Genomic DNA, 14,452 nt, shown 5'->3' on the forward strand with positions numbered 1-14,452 from the left:
ACGCCGGCTGGAAGCCACTGCGCTTCCAGCCGGCAACGTAGCCCAGCTCACTCCACCCGGGTCATCAGCTCCACATCACCGCCGGCCGCGGCGGTGTTGATGCTGAGCGTGGATTCGCTGCAGAAGCGGGTCAGGTACAGCGGTCCGCCGGCCTTGGGGCCAGTGCCGGACAGGCCTTCGCCGCCGAACGGTTGCACGCCGACCACCGCGCCAATCATGTTGCGGTTGATGTAGACATTGCCGGCATGGGCGCTGTCGGCAATCTGGCTGGCACGCTGATCGATGCGGGTCTGCACGCCCAGCGTGAGGCCGTAGCCGAGTGCGTTGATGCGTTCGACCACGGGCTCGATCTCACCGCGCCAGCGCACCACCTGCAGCACAGGCCCGAAGATCTCTTCGCCCGCATGCTCGATGGCGTCTATCTCGAAGGCGACCGGGGCGATGCCGTTGGCCAGATCGGCAGGCAGTTCCGCGCGGGCAATCAGCCGCGCTTGCTGCTCCAGTTGCGCGATCTGCTGCTGCAGTTTGGCCAGCGCCTCGGCATCGATGACCGGACCCAGATCGCTGGCCAGGTCCGACGGCGCACCGACGCGCAGCAGGCCGATGGCGCCGCGCAGCATCTCCAGCAGGCCATCGGCCATGTCCTCCTGCACGCACAGCAGGCGCAGCGCCGAACAGCGCTGGCCGGCGCTGCGGAACGTGCTCTGCACCACCGCGTCGACCACCTGCTCGAGCAGTGCGGTGGCGTCGACGATCATCGCGTTGATGCCGCCGGTCTCGGCGATCAGCGGCACGATGGGACCGTCCTTGCCAGCCAGCGTGCGCGCGATCACCTTCGCCACGGCGGTGGAACCGGTGAAGGCCACGCCGGCGATTTGCGGATGCGCGACCAGCGCCGCGCCGGTGTCGCCCGCGCCATACACGCCGATCAGCACATCGCGCGGCACGCCGCAGTCGTGCAGCAAGGCGATGAAGCGCGCGGCCACGCCCGGCGTCTGTTCCGCCGGCTTGGCGGCGACCGTATTGCCGGTGACCAGCGCGGCGACCACCTGGCCGGCGAAGATCGCCAGCGGGAAATTCCACGGCGAGATGCATGCCCACACCCCGCGACCACGCAGGCGCCAGGTATTGCGCTCGCCGGTGATGCTGCGCAGCGTGCGGGTGGCCATCCACTCGCGCGCCTGCTGGGCGTAGTAGCGGCAGAAGTCGGCGGCCTCGCGGACTTCCGGTATCGCGTCGGCCCAGGTGCGATGACCTTCGCGCACGATCAACGCGCACCAGAGCGGCAGGTCGCGTTCCAGGGCATCGGCGGCGCGATCCAGGATGTCGGCGCGTGCTTCCACCGCCAGCGCATTCCAGCCGCGCTGCGCGGCCGCCAGCGTATCGACGATCTGGCCAATGTCATCCACAGCGGTTTCCGGCGGCGTGGCCAGATCCGCCGTGATCCATGCCGCCTGCAGTGAGGTGGCCATGTCGGCGCTGGTCGGATCCAGGCCAGCGGTATTGCGCCGACCCTCGAACAGATCCAACGGCAAGGTGACGCCGCTGTGCGCGCTCAGCCTGAGCAGCGAGGGCACCAGCGCCGCAGGCGCAATGCGTTCGTCACCCAACTGGTTGACGAAGGAGGAGTTGGCGCCGTTTTCCAGCAGCCGTCGTACCAGGTAGGCGAGCAGGCTTTCGTAGGCGCCGATGGGCGCATACACGCGCAGGCCCACGTCCGGGTATTGCGCGCGCACCTGCGCATGCACGGCTTCGCCCATGCCATGCAGGCGCTGCAGTTCGAACGGCACGCCCGCTGCGCGCGCCATCTGCAGCACGGCGGCAATGGTGCCGGCGTTGTGACCGGCAAACTGCGGATACAGCGCATCGGGCGCGGCCAGCATCGCCTGCGCGCAGGCCAGGTAGGCGATGTCGGTGTGATGGCGATGGCTGAACACCGGGAACGCCGGCAGCCCCAGTTCCTGCGCGCGCTTGATTTCGTAATCCCAGTAGGCGCCCTTGACCAGCCGCACCATGAAGCGCTGGCCATGCGCGCGTGCGATGCGCACGACCTCGGCAATCACGTCCAGTGCACGCGTCTGGTAAGCCTGCACGGCCAGGCCAAAGCCTTGCCATTGCGGGTACAGGGCAGCCACCTCGCGCGCGACCGCCTCGAACACCTCCAGCGAGATCTCCAGCCGCTCGCTCTCCTCGGCATCGATGGTCAGGTTGATGTCGGCGGCGGCGGCGGCCTGCGCCAGTTCGCGCACGCGCGGCACCAGCACCGCCATGACGTGATCGCGCTGCAGGGCTTCGAAGCGGGCGTCAATGGCCGAGAGTTTGATCGAGATGCCGTCGGCCCGTTCCACCGGCACGCTGCGGTCGCGCTGCGCGGCCAGCGTGGCAATGGCCACGCGGTACTTGTCCAGGTAGGCCAGTGCATCGGCATCGGTGCGCGCGCCTTCGCCGAGCATGTCGTAGGACCAGCGCAGGCCGGCGTGCGCCTTGCGCTGCTTGCGTGCCGTTGCCAGCGCCTCATCCAGGGTCTGGCCCATGACGAACTGGTTGCCCATCAGCTGCACGGCGCGCACGGTGGCAGCGACCACCGCCTTCCCGCCGACCTTGGCGAGGAAGCCTTCGCGCTGGCCATCGTCGCCGAGCATCTTCTTCGACAGGCCGATGGCATGGCGGGTCAACGTGGCCAGCCAGGAGTCGGACACCTCGCTGAAATCGGCGCGGGAAAGCTGGTCGGCGGTCAGCCGCATCGCGGTCTGCGCATCGGGCACGCGCAGCAGCGCTTCGGCCAGCCGCATCAGCGCCAGCCCTTCGGCGCTGGAAAGCGGGTACTCACGCAGCAGCGATTCCATCGCGAAGCTGGACGGGCGGGAAGCGCGCACCTGCTCGATCCAGCCGACGGCGTCGCGGCTGGCCGCCTCCCAATCCAGCGCCTCCAGCGAGGCGAGCAGGGGAGTGACGACGTCGGATTCGGGGCGGTAGGGCGTGGGCAGGCGCATGGTTCACCGGTTGAAGGGAGGTGGAGATCGGTGTGCAAGTGTCCGGTGATCAGCGCCGCGTTAATCTCCATAGATGTGGCAGAATCCGGCCCATGAGCGAACAATCCACGGCGTTGGACCGGACTGACCGCAGAATCCTCGGCCTGCTCCAGCAAGACGGCCGCATGACCAATCTGGCCCTGGCCGAGGCCGTGCACCTGTCGCCGACGGCGACGCTGGAACGCGTGCGCCGGCTGACCGCCGCCGGTTTCATCCTCGGCTATCGCGCGCGCTTGAACCCCGAATTGCTCGGCGCAGGCATGCTGGTGTTCGTCGAAGTGCTGCTGGACCGCACCACCCCGCACATCCTGGAGGAGTTCAAGCAGGCGGTGCAGGACCGGCCCGAGATCATGGAGTGCCACCTGGTGGCAGGCGGTTTCGATTACCTGATCAAGGTGCGCGCCGCCGACATGTCCGACTACCGTGACCTGGCCGGGCGCGTGCTGTGGGGCCTGCCCGGCGTGCGCGAGACCCGCACCTACGCGGTGATGGAAGAGGTCAAGAACAGTCCCGACATCCATCTGGGCCTGTAGTCGCCGGGCGTTCGACTTGATTTGTGTCAATGGCAGGAGCCGGTCGGCTTCCTAGCATGTGCCGCTTCTGACCGCCTGGGGGCGGCCTCCGGTACGCCATGCAATCTTTCCTGCAACTCCCGGCAGATCACACAAGCAGGCGCGAAGACGATGTGGCTTGATCGCCTCGCCCTGTCCGGCGCACGCCATGCCATCGATCACATCGATGATCGCATGGTGACGCTGTTCGCCCATCGGCAACGCCTGGCCGCACTGGCCGGCCGGGTGAAAGCGCATGCGGGACTGCGTCGCCAGGATGCACAGCGCGAGCAGCGGGTGACGGAGCGTGCACGGCGCCAGGCGCTTCGCTGCGGGCTCGACCCCGACGCCGCCCGCTGGCAACGGGTGCTGGTGCCGCGCCTGCTGACCCGGGCCATCGCATCGCCGGAGGCATTGCGCAGCCTGCAAGCGATCCGCGGCAGACGGAGGCGCCTGACCCTGACCGGCGACACCGAGCTGGGCCTGCTGCTGCGCAACCTGCTGGAGCGCATGCCCTGGGAAAGCGTTCCGCTGGGCCTGCGCATCGCGCTGCAACGTGGCGCCCGCGTCGTGCAGCGCGCACGCGCCGCGCACCAGTTGCGCCGGGGCGTGGCATGAGTGCGGCAGCGCGTCCGGCGTGGTCGCCGGATTTGATGGAACGTCATGCGGAGATGATGGCGCGCGCGGGCGAGGGCGTGCCCTGCCTGGAATGGCCGTTCCACCTGCCGTGGATCGACGCCATCCAGCAGCTCAAGCGCGAGCGTGGCGCGGTGATCATGGCGCACAGCTATCAGTCGCCGGAGATCTTCCACGGCGTGGCCGACATCACCGGTGATTCGCTGGCGCTGGCGCAGGCGGCGGCGCAGGTGGACGCCGGGGTGATTGTGCTGTGCGGCGTCCACTTCATGGCCGAAACGGCGAAGATCCTGGCGCCGGATCGCACCGTGCTGATTCCGGATCCCGAGGCAGGTTGCTCGCTGGCCAGCGCGATCACCGCAGACGACGTACGCAGCCTGCGCGCCCTGCACCCAGGCGCGCCGGTGGTCACCTACGTCAACACCACGGCCGCGGTGAAAGCCGAATCCGACGCCTGCTGCACCTCGGCCAATGCGCTGCAGGTGGTGGAGTCGATGGGTGCGGACAAGGTGATCTTCCTGCCGGATCAGTTCCTCGGCCGGCATGTGGCGTCGATGACGAACGTGGAACTGGTGTTGTGGAACGGCCGCTGCGAAGTGCACGAGCAGTTCACCGGCCAGCAGGTGCGGCATGTGCGCGAGCGCTTCGATGCGCGCGTAGTCGCGCATCCGGAGTGCCCGCCGGAGGTACTGGAGGAAGCCGATTTCGTCGGTTCCACCACCGCCATGGGCAGCTGGCTGGAACGCGAACGGCCGGCGCGGGTGGCGCTGATCACCGAGTGCTCGATGGGCGACAACATGCGCACGCGTTTCCCGGACATCGAGTTCGTCAAGCCCTGCAATCTGTGTCCGCACATGAAGCGCATCACCCTGCCGAAGATCTTCGACTGCCTGCGTGAGCTCCGCCATCCGGTCGAGATTGACGACGGCACGTCCGTGCGCGCACGCGCCGCGCTGGAACGGATGCTGGCAGTCGGTCGGCGGGATCGCGTGTGAGCCAGACGTCAGCCAGCGCGTCCGCCAGCGCCCTGGTGGTGGTGGGAACCGGCGTGGCCGGGCTGGCCACGGCGCTGGCAGCCGCGCCGCGGCCGGTGCTGCTGGTAGGCGGCTCGCCACCCGGCAGCGGCGGCTGTACCGCGCTGGCGCAGGGCGGCATCGCCGCGGCGATGGCGGATGACGACTCCGCTGCCGCGCACGCGCGCGACACGATGGTGGCCGGCGCGGACCACAATGACTACGACGCCGTGCAGTACCTGGTCGGCAATGCCGCGCTGGCGGTGCGCTGGCTGCAGGCGCAGGGCATCGCCTTCGATCACGATGGCGATCGGCTGGAGCTGGGAAGGGAAGGGGGCCATGGCTGCGCGCGTGTCGTGCATGCCGGCGGGGATGCCAGCGGTCACAGGCTGCTGCTGGCATTGATGCGCGCGGTGCAGCAGGCGCCTCACATCACCTGGTTGCCGCCGTCACTATTGGATGCCGTGCGCCTGCGCGACGGCCGCGTCTCCGGCGTGGGCCTGGTGGAGCTGGCGACGGGCGCCACGCAGGAACTCGCATGCGCCGAACTGGTGCTGGCCACGGGCGGTTGTGGGGCCCTGTTCGCCGCCACCACCAATCCGGCCACCGCCGATGGCAACGGCATGGCCTTGGCGCTGGCCTGCGGCGCGCGCCTGCGGGATACCGAGTTCATGCAGTTCCATCCCACCGCGCTGGACGTGGCGCGCACGGGCGCGCTGCCCTTGATCACCGAAGCCCTGCGCGGCGCCGGCGCACGCCTGCTCGATGAGCGCGGCCGTGCCTTGATGAAGGGGCGTCATCCGCTCGGCGATCTGGCGCCGCGCGATACGGTGGCGCGGCGCGTCTGGGAATGCCGGCAAGCGGGCGGGCAGGTCTGGCTGGATGCGCGGCATCTGCCAGGCGACTGGGCGCTCCGTTTTCCGACGGTGTTCGCGCTGTGCCTCCGCCACGGCATCGATCCGCGTGAGCAATTGATTCCGGTCACGCCGGCCGCGCATTTCCACATGGGCGGCGTGGCCGTGGATCTGGAAGGTCGCACCGACGTGGCCGGCCTGTATGCGGTGGGCGAAGTGGCCTGCAATGGCGTGCATGGCGCCAACCGCCTGGCCAGCAATTCCCTGCTGGAAGGCGTGGTGTTTGGTCGTCGCCTGGGCCGGCACCTGGCGCATGTGCGCCTGCATGTGCCGGCGCAGGGCAAGGAGCGCTGGGTCGACCGCGGCGTCGCCGCCGATCCGCCCGCGCTCGATCAACTCAGGCAATTGGCGTGGTCGACGTTGGGGCCGGTACGCCATGGCAGGCGCATGGCCGAAGCCATCGAGCGGCTCGGCAGCGACGCCGCGATCGGCGCCAGCTGGCAGGGCAAGTTGATGGAGCGCTTCCTGCAGGCCGCTTCGCGGCGCCGTCTGAGCCTCGGCGCGCACTATCGCGAAGACGCCGCCGGCTGAGGCCGCGCGGCTAGTCCGGCAGCAACGCCGCCAGTGAGGCCTTGCCATCTCCTGCAGCAGCTCGCGTCCCTGTTCGACCCCGGGCACCCAGCGTCGCAGTCCATCTTCGATCAACAGCTGCAGCGCGTCGTGGTTGTAGACATTCAACGTCGGCCCGGCGACGAAGCCCAGCCCATGCTCGCGGCTCAGCTGCACGGCGGACAGGCATTGACCGGTGCGTCTGACTACCGGCCGGCCCAGCTAAGGTCATCGGGCGATCCATCCGGATGCGAGGCCCAGAACAGGCGGTTGCGTCCATCGGGACAGTCCACGCCTTCGTCATACGTGCCCAGCACGCCGCCATCGGAGCTGGCGTTGATGGTGTGGCAACTGCCGTACGAATCGCGGAACAGATGACTCTGGGTGGATTGCCAGTAAGGCACGCCGGGGCCGGAGGCGTGGTAGTTGAGGATGGCCTCGTGCCGCAGCCGCGCGTAGTAGCGCGCGATGCCGGGTCGCCAGCGTTCGCTGCGCAGCGAAACGGTCTGGTGCATGTTCGCGGCGCCGAACTGGTAATCCAGGATCAGCGGCATGACCAGCGTGTCGGCATCTTCGACAATCAAGGTGCCGTCGCGCCATTGCCGGGTCACGGCGGCGGCACGGGTGTCCAGGTCGATCACCATCAGGTAGGCGTCGTCGGCGGTGCCGGCCGGATCCCGGGCGTACACGTTCTGCTTGTTGTTGAAGGAGAACGTGCGGCTGACACGGGTTTCAATGCGTCCGCGCGAGGTATCGACGAAGCCTTCCAGATCGTAGTGATGCACGGCCTGGGTGGTGACCAGGCCACGCACTTCGCCGGCGCTGTTGCGATGGATGTTGTCACTGACCCGCGGGGCGGATATCGCTGTCAGCGTATTGCGCGTGACCTGCCCGGTGATTTGCCGCGTGCCCGCGTCCTGGTAGAGCAGCAGCGTGCCGGACACATCGAAGTCCACCGTCGCGCCGGTGCTGTCCAGCGACAACGCGATCACATGCGGGCTGCCATCGCTGAGCAAGGCGGCAAACGGGGTCAGGTCGACCCGATAGGGCAGGTAGCCCAGCGCTCGCGGCGTGGGCAGGGGGCGATAGAGGGGCGTCGAGCCCCATGACGCACTGAACTGCGGATGCACCTTGGGAAATACCGGCGCCAGTCCGGCCGGCTGTCCATCGATGCTCACCCGAACTTCGCGGAAACTGCCACCGCTGCAGCCCTGTGGCACAGGCCCACCTTCCAGGCCGAGTCGCGCCGGACCGATGGCATAGGGATGGGTGAGCTCGGGGAATTCGGCCAGCAGTTCCGCGCTCAGGCAGGAGAACCAGTGCAGGTCATTGCCGTATCGCGGCTGCGCAATCACATCCAGATAGGCACGTTCGATGTTGCGGGGCAGTTCGACACTCGCGGAGAACGGCGATGCCGGCGCAAGCACCTCGCCGAATCCCCGCGGCGTCAACGAATGCACCTGATCCGGCACGTGTTGGGCGCGGTTGTTGGGATTGGCGGGATAGAACAGCAGCGTGGCGCTGACCCGATAGGGTGAGCGGAAGCGATCGGAGTAGCGCGGGCTGGCGCGCAGTTCCAGGAAGCCTTCACCGGCCGAATGCAGGACCGCGCTGTAGTCGGTGACATCGCGCTCGACCCGCCAGTGCGTGGGTCGATCATCGAACTGGCCTCCACCGGCGTACAACGGCACACCACCGATCACCAGTTGCGCCAGTGTCAGGCCATCGCCATACGCCGACGGGCTGTCGTTCTGTAGCGCCACCTTGACGATGACCTTGGCCCAGGGCCCCGGGCAGGCGGCGGGTGGTGCATAAGGAAAGCTCTGTTCTTCGCCGAAAAAGGGTCGGCCAGGTTCGGCCAGTTCGGCATTGCGGAACAGCTCGACCACGCAGGGCGTACCGGACGCGCGCGGAATGGCAGGCGTGATGTCCACCGTGTCGCTGGAGCCGATGACCGCGGAGGCTGCCGCCATGTCCTGCAGAGGTATCGCCGTCGATTCCGTTGCGGCAAAGGCGCCTTGCATGTCCCGGATTTTCCCGTCGGCAGACGTTGCTGGCCGGACATGCTGGCGTTGCGGCGATCCGGCTGCTTCGGAAATTTTGCCGGACTGGCTGGCCAGCGCCACGATAACCACGCCCCCGCACGCGACAACACTCCACTGCATACCTGCCAATCTGCTCATGGTCGACTCCCGCTGACGCAAGACCGGGCCACGGTAGGTTCGAGTATGTCGTCAGAACGCGAACGACGGATGCGACGCACGCGCGGGAACCGTCTGCTGAATGCGCGACGGTGAGGCTTGGCCGCGGCGATCGCACCTGACGGGTATTCAGAATCCGGCGCCGGCAGTCGAGCCAAAGGAAAGGAAACAGTACTCTTGGCCCTCCAGCGCCAGCCACGGAGCGTCCATGTCGCCAAGCCGCGAGGAAGTAGCCAGCCCCCAGGGTCAATCCCTGCTGACGCGTGTACTGCTCGCCCTTGCGTTGATCGCGCTGGCGGCCTGGTGCGTCGATTTCCTGATCAGCGTCCACGCGAAGTACCGGCACGTCGCCCCGGCCACGTACACGATGTTCTGGACGCGCCGCGCCTGGCTGTGGACCCATCTCGCCGGCGGCACTCTGGCGATCGTGCTCGGCCTGGTGCAGTTCCTGACCCAGTGGCCGCGCGCGTTTTCGCGCGTGCACCGCTGGACCGGCCGCGGCTATCTGGCCGGCATCCTGATCGCCTCCACCGGCGCGGTCGGTTTGATCGCCACCTCACCTGCGCCATTCGCGATCCGAATGGCGTTTGCCGCCACCGCCTGGGCCTGGTTGAGCACCTCGCTCATTGGCCTGGTGGCGATCCGGCGCGGACAGGTGCAGAAGCACCGTCGCTGGATGACCCGCGCCTGGCTGGTGACGTTGGCGCCCATCACCTTCCGCTTGGTCATCCACACACCGGGCGTCATGACCCTGGCCGATCCGCCTGATGTCATTGCCATGATGCTGTGGGTCAGCTGGGCGCTGCCGCTGTTGCTGTTCGAAATCGGGCGCCGTTCGTGGGCGCTCTGGCATCGACGTCGGGCAGGGCAGGCGCAGGCGGGCTTGTCGCGCGCGGCAGACGCGGGGCCCGTGTAACTGGCCGAGTTCCCCGAGCGACTGCGTATGGCTCCTTGAGAGCGCCTTGCAGGTCGTCGCCGCGTACGCCCGGCATCGCCAGAGGGGGAAGGTGGATGGACAAGCGTCGCATCGAAGCCCCGCTGGTGGGGCCTGCGCAACTGCCGCGGGTGATTGGCGTGGGCGGGGTAGCGTTCACCGCGTTCAACTGCGTGGTGGGCGTGGGCATCTTCGTGTTGCCTTCGCTGGTGGCCGGAGTACTGGGACCTGCGGCGATTCTGGCGTACGGGGTCTGCCTGGTGCTGATCGGGCTGGTGGCGCTGTGCATGGCCGAAGCGGGAAGTCGCGTGCCGGAAGCGGGTGGACTGTATGCCTACGCCACGGCCGCCTTTGGCCCGGTCACCGGTGGCGTGGCAGGCATGCTTTTGCTGTTCGCCAACGCGATGGGCTCGGCGGCGGCGCTGGCGCGCTTCTTCATCGACACGCTTGGCACGTTCTGGCCTGCAGTCGCTGCGCCGTGGCTGGGGGCCATCGTATTGGTGCTGGTCTATGCGCTGCTGGCGCTGGTCAACGTGCTGGGTGCGCGCGATGGCAGCAAGCTGTCGGTGGCCATCGGCATCATGAAACTCACCCCGCTGGTGGGGCTGGTCCTGGTGGGTTTGTTCGCCCTCCAACCGCAGAACCTGGCCTGGCCTGCGGTGCCGCCGTTGCCGAAGATTGGCGAGGCTTCATTGATCCTGGTGCTGGCCTTCATCGGCATCGAGAGCGGCTTGTCGGTGTCGGGCGAAACCCGCAATCCCGCGCGCACGATTCCCCGCGCCATCGCCTTGGCGCTGGGCATGATTGCCGCGCTCTACATCGGGCTGCAGACGGTGACGCAAGGCGTGCTTGGCGCGGCGCTCGCCACGTCCTCCGCACCGCTGGCCGACACTGCCGACGAGCTGCTGGGACCGTGGGGTTATCGCGCCATCGCGTTGCTGACGCTGGCCTCGGCCGGCGGCTATCTTGTGGCCGACATGCTGTCTTCGCCGCGCGTGGGCTATGCGCTGGGTTATGCGGGCCAGTTGCCGCGCTTCATGGCCTACGTCCATCCGCGCTTCCAGACGCCTGCAGCCGCCATCGTGCTGTACGCGGCGTTGGTGGTGGCGGTGGCGATTTCGGCATCGTTCCGCCAGATCGCCACCTTGTCGGTCGCCGGCACGCTGGTGCTGTATCTGATTGTCTGCCTGTCGGTGCTGCGCCTGCGCAGCCAACTTGCAGGCGCGCAGGCCAGCCCCTTCGTCATCCCGGGCGGACCCTTCGTGCCACTCGCGGCGGCGGTCATCATCCTCTGGCTGCTGTCCACGCTGGCGCGGCGCGAACTGCTGGCCACGCTGGCCTTCCTGCTCGTGGCTACGCTGGTGTGCTGGTTACGCGGTAGGTCAGTTCGGCGAAGCCCGGCCCCATCTGGCTGACTGACATCAGCGTCAACGCCGGGCTCAACACACGTCGCGGGAACAACGGCTTGCCCTTGCCCAGCGTGACCGAGCCGATGGTCACGATGATCTCGTCCAGCAGGCCAGCGTCATGGAATTGCCCGGCCAGATCGCCGCCGCCCATGATCCACACATTCCTGCCTGCCGCCGCCGCGCGCATCTGCGCATGCGCCGACGCCACATCGCCGTTGACGAACGATACGTTCGCTCCGGCAATGACCGGAAGCTGGCGGCTGGTAAACACCCAGGTGGGCTGCAGGTACGGCCATGCCGAACCGGTCTGTTCGGAAACCGCCTGTGCATTGCGCACGATCCATTCGTAGGTGGACGAGCCCATCGCGATGGCGCCGACATGCTCAAAGAAAGCGGGATAGCTGGTCTCGTTGATGTCGCCGAGCGGAAACAACCAATCGAGCGAGTCATCCTCGGTGGCGAGGAATCCATCCAGGCTCGAGGACGTGTAGTACTGGGTCTTCAAGTGCGCACCTCGACAACGGAAGAGACACCGGACGGTACACGCCATGGCCGTTTGTCACAACGAGCGCCGACAAACATCGCGAAAGTCGACACCGACCTCTTCACCGATTGCGCCGTCCTTCCGCTCGTCGTGCTTGCTAAGATTCGCCCACTGCAACAACCACGGTCGGGGTAAGCCGTGGTCTGTTCGCTGATTGCGTATACCCGCCTTCGGTCAGGGGAATACATGGACGCAGACTCATTGCTGAAATCGATGATCAACCTGCTACTCGTTTGCGCGTTGGGCGCGCAGACTGGCTGCAGCGCCGGTGCCGCCAGCGCCGGCAGCGCCGGCCCCACCGATGCGTTCACGCAGAACTTCATCGACTTGAATCGCCGCATCGATGACGCCGCCACCGCCGTCGCTTACGACCCGCGGACGAAAATCCTGGCGATCGGGCGGGACAGCGGCCGGCTCGAACTGTGGGACACGCGCAAGGCCGACGCGCGCATCGCGCGCCAGGCGCACACGGTTCGCATCGATCACATCGCTATCGGTCCTGAAGACGGCATCGTCCTGACCAGCTCGGCCGGCACCACGGTGATGAATCTCGATCCGGAAGGCATGCCCAAGGTGTGGGATGCGCACTCGGGCAAGTTGCTGCTGGCATTGCCGGGCGAATGGACGGGTGGTCCGGTGGCGGCCACGCCATTCAAGGGTTACTACCTCATTGCCAGCGCCAACGAACTGCACCTCTACGATCATGCACGCCGCGCGATCGTGGGCAAGCCATTGCTGTTCAAGGGGGCGTCGGTTTCCGCGCTGGGTTCGGACAAACAGTCCGGCTTGATGGCCGCAGGCAGCAGCAGTGGAGAACTCAAACTGCTGAGGCTCGACATCACCGGCCAGACCCCCACGTTGCAGGTCGTCAGCGGCACCTCGACTTACAACCTCGAATCGCGCACGGACGTACTCGCCGTGATGCTGCGTGATGAGGGCAAGCGCCTGGTCACGGTCAACTGGCTGTCCAAACAGAAACGCCAGGACAAGGCGGCGAACATCGCCGGCCAGCAGGCCGAAGTCGTGCTGTGGAACACGCAGACCTGGGCGCGCGAGCGCACCTATCCGATCACCTTGCAGGCGGTCCATTGGGCCTCGTACACGCCCGGCGAAAGCTGGCTGGTATTGGCGGGCAATGAGTCCACCCGCGGTCGGATCGAGTTGATCGATCTGAAGGGCGGGCAGGCGTGGCGATACATGGCCAACACCACCCACCCGGTGGCGGTGCTGCTGCCGGAGATTCGGGCGGGGCTGATTCTGCAGAGTGGCGGGGCGACGCGGATCCGGTATCTGGACCAGGAGTAGGTCGGTTGACTCCAAACCTACCAGTAGGTAGGCTGGACTTCTGCCCCCCCATCGAACCCGTTCCATGACCATTTCCCCGCTTGGCTGGCTCCATACCGTCGGAAGCCTGCCCGCCATCCCCCTGGCGGCCTGCATGCTCGTCAAGTCCGGCCGCATCGTTCCGGAGTCCAGGGCCGGACGCGCCTATTTCTGGTTCATGCTGCTGGGCGTACTGACGGTCTATCCGATCGCTCATCAGTCCATCAGTACCGTCATTGCCACCGTCACGCTGGTGCTGCTCCTGCTGGGTTACGGCATCGCGCTGCGGGGTCCCGCGAGGGGATGGTGGAAGTACGTCCAGACGGTATCCCTGAGCATCAGCGTCTTCCTGCTGATGGTTCCCACGGTCAGCGAAACCCTGCGTCGGTTGCCCGTCGGCCAACCACTGGTGACCGACATGAAAGACCCGCTGTTGCTGGGTGCGCAAGGTGCGCTCCTGCTTGCCTTGATCGTCGGCATCCCCTTGCAGTTGCGCGTGCTCGGCAGGCAGCGTGCCCATGCAACGAAGGTGCAGGGCTGATGGTTTCTCCGATGCCCGAATCGCCCCTCCAGTACTCGGCCAAGGCGCAGGAGATCATCCAGCGGACCAATGAGTTGTTGGCCACGGGTGGCTACAACAGCTTCAGCTACGCGGATATCGCCGAGTTGGTCGATGTCCGCAAAGCCAGCATCCATCATCACTTTCCGGCAAAGGTCGACCTGGTGAAGACCACGGTGGCCTTGCACAGGCAAGCCACGCAGCGTGGCCTGCAATCGCTCGAACAATCGATTGCCGACCCCCTGGAACGACTCGTCGCCTACTGCCGCTACTGGGTGGAATGCATCCAGGCCTCCAATCCCCCCATCTGCATCTGCGCGCTGCTGGCGGCTGAACTGCCCGCGATTCCCGCGGAAGTCGCAGACGAGGTCAAGGCGCACTTCAAGGATCTGCACGCCTGGCTTGCCTCCACCATGGAACAAGGCCTGGCAGAGGGGAAGATGGCGTTGGCCGATACGCCATCGGCTGAAGCGTCCATGTTCATGGCGTCGGTGCATGGCGCCATGCTTTCCGCGCGAGCGACCGGCAATGCGTTGCTGTTCTGGGAGATTGCCAGGCAGGCCACCCAGCGGCTTCGCGTGGCCCGGCAATGAATCGCCTGGACGGGTAATGCAGTCGCCTGCCCATCACCACGACGGATCGCCATGACATTTGACGGATTGTTTCAGCAGGGCAGACACACCTAGACTCGGATCGCAAGGCGAGCCCGACATCGGAACGGGCTTGGCATTCGAACTCCTGGAGAAACTGGTGAAGTCTGTCGTTCGTGGTTGTGGCGTATTGCTCT

At 66.9% G+C, this 14,452-nt stretch carries 12 protein-coding genes; 9 read left to right on the plus strand and 3 right to left on the minus strand.

Annotated elements, in window-relative coordinates; genetic code table 11:
- Window positions 1–47 precede the first annotated feature (47 nt).
- Window positions 48–2,993 (minus strand): L-glutamate gamma-semialdehyde dehydrogenase, encoded by a 2,946-nt coding sequence (locus B5X78_RS13840; RefSeq protein ID WP_079725097.1) that lies wholly within the window; start codon window positions 2,991–2,993, stop codon window positions 48–50.
- Between the two features lie 92 nt (window positions 2,994–3,085).
- Here B5X78_RS13840 and B5X78_RS13845 point away from each other — a divergent pair, with 92 nt between their 5' ends.
- The 4 genes from B5X78_RS13845 (at window position 3,086) to B5X78_RS13860 (ending at window position 6,677) form a co-directional block, all read left to right on the plus strand.
- A complete protein-coding gene (locus tag B5X78_RS13845; protein WP_079725098.1) occupies window positions 3,086–3,565 on the plus strand; it encodes an Lrp/AsnC ligand binding domain-containing protein in 480 nt (159 codons plus the stop codon).
- A gap of 150 nt (window positions 3,566–3,715) precedes the next feature.
- Window positions 3,716–4,201, plus strand: coding sequence for a chorismate mutase (locus B5X78_RS13850; protein WP_079725099.1), 486 nt, complete (start codon window positions 3,716–3,718; stop codon window positions 4,199–4,201).
- A complete protein-coding gene (nadA, locus tag B5X78_RS13855; protein WP_079725100.1) occupies window positions 4,198–5,214 on the plus strand; it encodes a quinolinate synthase NadA in 1,017 nt (338 codons plus the stop codon). The genes B5X78_RS13850 and nadA overlap by 4 nt, the downstream gene beginning before the upstream one ends.
- On the plus strand, window positions 5,211–6,677 hold the full coding sequence (locus B5X78_RS13860; protein ID WP_229730733.1) for an L-aspartate oxidase: 1,467 nt from the start codon (window positions 5,211–5,213) through the stop codon (window positions 6,675–6,677). Before nadA ends, B5X78_RS13860 begins: the two co-directional genes overlap by 4 nt.
- A 224-nt stretch (window positions 6,678–6,901) precedes the next feature.
- Here B5X78_RS13860 and B5X78_RS13870 read toward each other — a convergent pair whose 3' ends face one another.
- On the minus strand, window positions 6,902–8,668 hold the full coding sequence (locus B5X78_RS13870) for a peptide-N4-asparagine amidase (protein ID WP_176140872.1): 1,767 nt from the start codon (window positions 8,666–8,668) through the stop codon (window positions 6,902–6,904).
- Window positions 8,669–9,104: 436 nt separating this feature from the next.
- Between B5X78_RS13870 and B5X78_RS13875 the strand changes: the two genes are divergently transcribed.
- A complete protein-coding gene (locus B5X78_RS13875; protein WP_079725102.1) occupies window positions 9,105–9,812 on the plus strand; it encodes a DUF2306 domain-containing protein in 708 nt (235 codons plus the stop codon).
- Window positions 9,813–9,907: 95 nt separating this feature from the next.
- On the plus strand, window positions 9,908–11,245 hold the full coding sequence (locus tag B5X78_RS13880; protein WP_079725103.1) for an APC family permease: 1,338 nt from the start codon (window positions 9,908–9,910) through the stop codon (window positions 11,243–11,245).
- On the opposite strand, the gene B5X78_RS13885 is transcribed toward B5X78_RS13880, so the two are convergent.
- The gene (locus B5X78_RS13885; protein WP_079725104.1) at window positions 11,184–11,744 is read right to left on the minus strand and encodes a dihydrofolate reductase family protein; all 561 of its coding nucleotides are present in this window, start codon (window positions 11,742–11,744) and stop codon (window positions 11,184–11,186) included. The two genes, B5X78_RS13880 and B5X78_RS13885, sit on opposite strands and share 62 nt — an antisense overlap.
- 225 nt (window positions 11,745–11,969) lie before the next feature.
- On the opposite strand from B5X78_RS13885, the gene B5X78_RS13890 reads away from it, so the two are divergent.
- The 3 genes from B5X78_RS13890 to B5X78_RS13900 all read left to right on the plus strand — a co-directional run bounded on the left by B5X78_RS13890 (window position 11,970) and on the right by B5X78_RS13900 (window position 14,258).
- The gene (locus B5X78_RS13890) at window positions 11,970–13,088 is read left to right on the plus strand and encodes a WD40 repeat domain-containing protein (protein WP_139381568.1); all 1,119 of its coding nucleotides are present in this window, start codon (window positions 11,970–11,972) and stop codon (window positions 13,086–13,088) included.
- A gap of 64 nt (window positions 13,089–13,152) precedes the next feature.
- Window positions 13,153–13,647, plus strand: coding sequence for a hypothetical protein (locus B5X78_RS13895; protein ID WP_079725106.1), 495 nt, complete (start codon window positions 13,153–13,155; stop codon window positions 13,645–13,647).
- Window positions 13,648–13,658: 11 nt separating this feature from the next.
- Window positions 13,659–14,258, plus strand: coding sequence for a TetR/AcrR family transcriptional regulator (locus B5X78_RS13900; protein WP_079725107.1), 600 nt, complete (start codon window positions 13,659–13,661; stop codon window positions 14,256–14,258).
- Window positions 14,259–14,452: the final 194 nt, after the last annotated feature.

The sequence above is a fragment of the Pseudoxanthomonas indica genome (assembly GCF_900167565.1).
Classification (GTDB): Bacteria; Pseudomonadota; Gammaproteobacteria; order Xanthomonadales; family Xanthomonadaceae; genus Pseudoxanthomonas_A; species Pseudoxanthomonas_A indica.